The sequence below is a fragment of the Rubneribacter badeniensis genome (assembly GCF_002899695.1).
GTDB classification, from domain to species: domain Bacteria; phylum Actinomycetota; class Coriobacteriia; order Coriobacteriales; family Eggerthellaceae; genus Rubneribacter; species Rubneribacter badeniensis.
Window position 1 is genome coordinate 1 of record NZ_PPEL01000134.1, and the last position, 5,354, is coordinate 5,354.

Genomic DNA, 5,354 nt, shown 5'->3' on the forward strand with positions numbered 1-5,354 from the left:
GGCGTGCGGCGCCGCCGCGGCCCCCGCCGTCCCCGCCCCTGCGGTCGTCCCCGCCCCTCCCGTTGCGGTAGCCTCTTCCACCTCTGCTTCGCCGGAATTCGCCGCCTTCGCGGGCGGCCCTCGCGAGGAGCCGGAGGCCCACTCATGAAGACGTTCAAGCAGGAAGAGCTGTTCAAGCTCGACGGCGATATCCCGCTTCTTCGCGCGGTGCCCTACGGTGTCCAGCACATCCTGGCCATGTTCGTGGCTAACCTCGCGCCTATCCTCATCATCGCGGGTGTGGCCGGTTTGGGCGATGCGCAAACCGGCGCGCTCGTGCAAAGCGCCATGCTCATCGCCGGCATCGGCACGCTCATCCAGCTCTTCCCACTGTGGCGCGTGGGGTCGGGGCTGCCCATCGTCATGGGCATCAGCTTCACGTTCGTCACGGTGCTCACAGGCGTGGTGGCTACGTACGGTTACAACGCCGCCATCGGGGCCATCATCGTGGGCGGCATCTTCGAGGGCGTGCTGGGCTTGTTCGCGAAGTACTGGCGGCGCATCATCTCGCCCATCGTGGCGGCCGTGGTGGTCACGTCCATCGGGTTCTCGCTGCTCAGTGTGGGCGCGACCTCGTTCGGCGGTGGCTCGGGCGCGGCAGATTTCGGCTCGCCGCACAACCTCGTGCTGGGATGCGTGTCGCTGGCGGCGTGCCTGGTGTTCCAGGTGCTGGCAAAGGGCAAGACCAAGCAGCTTTCGGTGCTGTTCGGCCTGATCGTCGGGTATGTGCTGGCCGTGTTCATGGGCAAGGTGGATTTCAGCGGCTTCGCCGACGTGGGGTTGTTCGCGCTGCCGCAACCCATGCCGTTCGCTCCCGAGTTCAACCTGGGGGCCATCGTGTCGGTTGCGCTTATCTTCCTGGTGTCGGCCACGGAGACGATCGGCGACACGACGGCGCTGACCATGGTGGGCCTCAACCGCGAGGTGCGCGAGAGGGAGTTGTCGGGATCCATCGCGTGCGACGGCTTCGTCAGCACGCTGTCGGCGTGTTTCGGCTGTTTGCCCATCACGTCGTTCTCGCAGAACATCGGCCTGGTGGTCATGACGAAGGTGGTGAACCGTAAAGCCATCGCCACCGGCGCCGTCATCATGATCCTGGCGGCGTTTTTGCCGGTGATCAGCGTGGTGTTCTCGTCGCTGCCCGAGGCGGTGCTGGGCGGTTGCACCATCATGATGTTCGGCAACATCATCGTGAGCGGTTTCCAGATGATTGCGCGCGCCGGGTTCTCGCAGCGCAACATCACCATCGCGGCGCTGTCGCTGGCGGTGGGCATCGGGTTCACGCAGGTGGGCGATTTGTTCGCCATCTTCCCGGAGTTGGTGCAAAGTGTGTTCGCGCAGAATTGCGTGGCCGTGGTGTTTCTGGTGGCCATCGTGGCGAACCTCGTGCTGCCGAAGGACGCTCGCGCCGGGGAGGGCGCGGACGCTGCTGCCGACGGAGCGAGCGCTGCTGCCGATGGCGCGCTGGCTGCGGACGGGGCCGGCGCCGGGGCGTTGGGCGCGGGCGCAGCTGCTGCGGCGGGTTCCGCAACGGTGTCTGAGGCTGGCGCGACGTCGGACGCGGCAAGGGCGAATGGGCTATCGGACACGGCAGGGTTGACCGGGGAGTTTGACGAGGAACAGCCTGCAAAAGCGTAAGAACGTTTTCGGCGGGTCGATGGCCGCAACATATTGCGACCGTCGGCCTGCCCGGCGTGTTTGTGCCTGTCCCCTCCCCGTTCTTCTGCTCTGCACATCCCCGCGCGAACTTCGTTCCTGCGCTGCGGCGTATCGTTGCGCTTCCTTCGCGTGCTTGCCGCCTCCCTTCGGGTTTGCCGGAGGGAGGCGCGTGGGTTTCTTGGCGGGTGCGAGAGGGCGCATGCCGGGATCACGAGGAATCCGTATGCTTGAATTCGCCGTCTCCAAGGATGCGCATGTCTTCGGCGCGTGCGGATTGTTCAAGTTCGTCGGCGCGGCGCGTCTCCTTCCGCATCTTCAATCCTTGTTGCTCGACCCTTCCACCTACTTATGGAAACCTGCGGGTTTCTGGCAACAAAGGCGTGACCAGGTGGATTCATGCCGTACGATATCGTGGCGAATAGTCATATGAAGGAGGACCATCCGCAATCATGCCGATAGCACTCAGCTTGCTGCTCGTTCTGTTTTTCCTGCTCATGAATGCGTTCTTCGTCGCCGCCGAGTTCTCGCTCGTGCGTGTGCGCAAGTCGCAAGTAGAAATCCTCGTCGACGAGGGCCGAAAGGGCGCCAAGTACGCCAAGCTCGTCGCCGACAACGTCAACGCTTACCTGTCCGCATGCCAGCTGGGCATCACGCTCGCGTCGCTCGCTTTGGGCTGGCTGGGCGAGCCGGCGGTGTCCAAGCTGTTCGAGCCGCTGTTCACTGCGTTGAACGTGCCCGAAGCTGCCATGCATGGCATCTCGGTGGCCATCGGCTTCATCATCATCACTGCGCTGCACATCGTGGTGGGCGAGCTCATCCCCAAGTCGCTTGCCATCTTCTCCACCGAACGCTACGCGCTGTTCACGGCTGCTCCCCTTGTGTGGTTCTACCGCATCACGTATCCGGTGATGTGGCTGTTCAACAGCATCACGAACGGCGTCATGAGGCTGCTCGGCCACGACGTGGCCAACGAACACGAGGTGTACACCGGCGAGGAGATCAAGCTGCTCATCGATGAGAGCACCGAAAGCGGCCTCATCGACCCCGAGCAAAACGAGTACGTGGACAACATCTTCGACCTGGGCGACAAAGACGCCGAGGCCATTATGACGCCGCGCACCGATGTGGTGTGCATCGACTTGGAGGATCCGCTTGAGCAGAACCTTGAGACGGTTCTGCGCTACAAGTACACGCGCTATCCCGTGTGCCGCGACAGCAAGGATCACATCATCGGTTTCGTGCACGTGAAGGATCTCTACACGCTGCCGAAGAATGCCACGATCGACGATCTGCGCATCCGCGCTATCCAGGCTGTGCCCGAAAGCGTGTCCATCGCGAAGCTTCTGCAGACGCTGCAAAGCAAGCGCACGAAGATCGCCGTGGTTGTGGACGAGCACGGCGGCACCGCGGGCATCGTCACCATGAGCGATATCATGGAGCAGATCGTCGGCCGCATCGACGACGAGTACGTGCACGGCAGTTCGTACGAAGTGGTGAAGATGGAGGACGGCAGCTACCTCGTCGACGGCTCGCTGCCCATCGACGAGGTGGGCGAGCTCATCGGGTTCGAGCCGGAGGAATCCGAGGAATGCGAGACGGCGGGTGGCCTTTTGCTCACGCTGTTCGACCGCATCCCCGACGAGGGCGACACCGTTGCGGTGGAGCACGGAAACGACAAAGCCTCGTTCACCGTAGTGGGCATGGACCGGCATCGCATCGACAAGATTCGCGTGGTGGTCGAGCACGTGGAACCGACCAGCGAAGAGGAGTAATCCGAGCGCCGGCATCCTTCGGGTTGCCGGCGTTTTTTATGCCGTCATGGGCGCGCCGGACGGCTTTTGCGCTGCTGCGCTCGTCGACTCACCCGCGACGCGCCCACGAAGTGCCTACGACGCGCCCACGAAGCGCTCGGCGTTCTTCCCGAGCATCTTCTCAAGCTCGTCGTCGGTGAATCCGAGCGAGGTGAACGTGTCGAACTCGTGCGCAGGATCCCACATGGGGAAGTCGGAGCCGAACATCACGCGGTCGGCTCCCCACATGCGCACGAGCTCGCGCGTGCGCCTCTGCCCAAGGCACATCATGGAGCTGGACACGTCGATGAACACGTTCTCCTCGTGCAACACGTCGTAGCCGATCTCGGGGATCGACCAACCGCCGAAGTGGGCGGCGTCCACCACGAGGTTCGGAAACGCTCGCAGGATGCGCTTGAGGCGGCGCGGATGCGAGAAGTCCGTGCGGTAGTCGCCCGTGTGCACGATGAGCGGCAGGCGGCCCTCGATCATCTCGTAGATGCGCATGAGGCGGGGGTCGTCCATGTCCACCTTCTGCGTGTCCGGATGCAGCTTCATGCCAGCAAGGCCCAGGCCGACGGCGCGTTCGATTTCGGCTTCGGGGTCGGGGAAGTCCTGGTGCATAGCCATGAAGCCGATGAATTCCGCATGCTCGCGGCATTGCGCGGCGATGAAATCGTTGATGGCGGTCACCGCGTGCGCCGACGTGGCTACCGAGTGCACGACGAACCGCGAGATGGGCGCGCGCTTTTGCGATTCCAGCAAATGCGCCGCCGTGCCCTTGCCGTACATGTCAACGAGGTAGAACTCGCCCACGGCGTCCACGGCGCGCTCGGCGATCTTCTCGGGGTAGATATGGGCGTGGACGTCGATGATGGTCATGCGTGCTCCTTCGCGGTCTGCTGTGCGCTCTGCGCGCTGGCGCTGGTGCCTGCGCGTTCGCGCCCTCGATTGTAGTGCAACTGTCCGAGGCGTGCAGCGGGCAATCGGTGGAAGCTGGCGGGCATGTTGCCACGGAAGGCGCGTTGGCGGGGCGTTAACGTACTGGCTGCGGAAGGCGCGTTGGCGTGTTGGTGCGCTGGCCGCGTGTCCATCAGCGAGCGCTTGCGCTTCGGGTATAGTGGTCGCGGGGTGCGCTTTGGTGCGCTGGACGCGGAGGGCGGTAGGCGTGTTGGCGTGCTGGCGGGGTTTTGGCGCAGGGCGCGCGTTGCGGGGTGCGCGCTGGGGGCGTTGCGAAGGCGCGTTGGGCTTTCTGTCGGGCCGCGGCGGGATGCGTCATCCCGTTGTCCCTCTCGGCCTCCTTTCCGCTTGGGAGGCGTCCTTCTTCCGCGGTTTTGGCTTGGGGGTGGGATTCTCTGTGCCGGACGGCCCCTTGTCGGGGATGTCGGGGTGACGCTGTGCGAGGGGGGCTGGATATACGTTGTCCTCGGGTTGATGGGGGCATGCCGCCCGCATGACAAGAAATCACCGATCTCGGAAATGTGGTGGGTCGGTACGTGCCCGCTCGCATGGAAAAACTCCTGGTCACTCGAATCAGAGCATTCCGAAACGCCTCAAAACGGCGCGGAAGGCCGCCGAAAGATTCCGAAATCGGCGATTTCTTGCCATGCGGGCCGTCGGCTTGCGCGTGGTTGGCGATGTTGGACGGGTCGGTCTTCGCCATCGCCGGCACCTCCTCTTTTCCTGTCCCTTCTCGTTGGTTGAATTGCGAAGTTAGCCGAACGCGAAGCACCCACCGGGTGATACGCGATGCGTTCTCGTGCTCAGCCAAACGCTTTTGTGCAAAAGGCGGCCGAAGAGGGCGTTTGGCTCCTTTGCCCTCCCTCTTCTCTCGACTCCCTCTTGATTGGTCGCCCTCCCTCCCTC

The 5,354-nt window shown here is 63.8% G+C and carries 3 protein-coding genes; 2 read left to right on the forward strand and 1 reads right to left on the reverse strand.

Annotation, left to right across the window (positions count from 1 at the left end; all coding sequences use genetic code 11):
- Positions 1-144: 144 nt before the first annotated feature.
- Positions 145-1,677, forward strand: a complete 1,533-nt coding sequence (locus C2L80_RS13020; protein WP_239939017.1) for a uracil-xanthine permease family protein — start codon at positions 145-147, stop codon at positions 1,675-1,677.
- Positions 1,678-2,147: 470 nt separating this feature from the next.
- Positions 2,148-3,470, forward strand: coding sequence for a hemolysin family protein (locus tag C2L80_RS13025; protein ID WP_103263347.1), 1,323 nt, complete (start codon positions 2,148-2,150; stop codon positions 3,468-3,470).
- 114 nt (positions 3,471-3,584) lie between these two features.
- Here C2L80_RS13025 and C2L80_RS13030 read toward each other — a convergent pair whose 3' ends face one another.
- Positions 3,585-4,370 (reverse strand): amidohydrolase family protein, encoded by a 786-nt coding sequence (locus C2L80_RS13030; RefSeq protein WP_103263348.1) that lies wholly within the window; start codon positions 4,368-4,370, stop codon positions 3,585-3,587.
- Between the last annotated feature and the right edge of the window lie 984 nt (positions 4,371-5,354).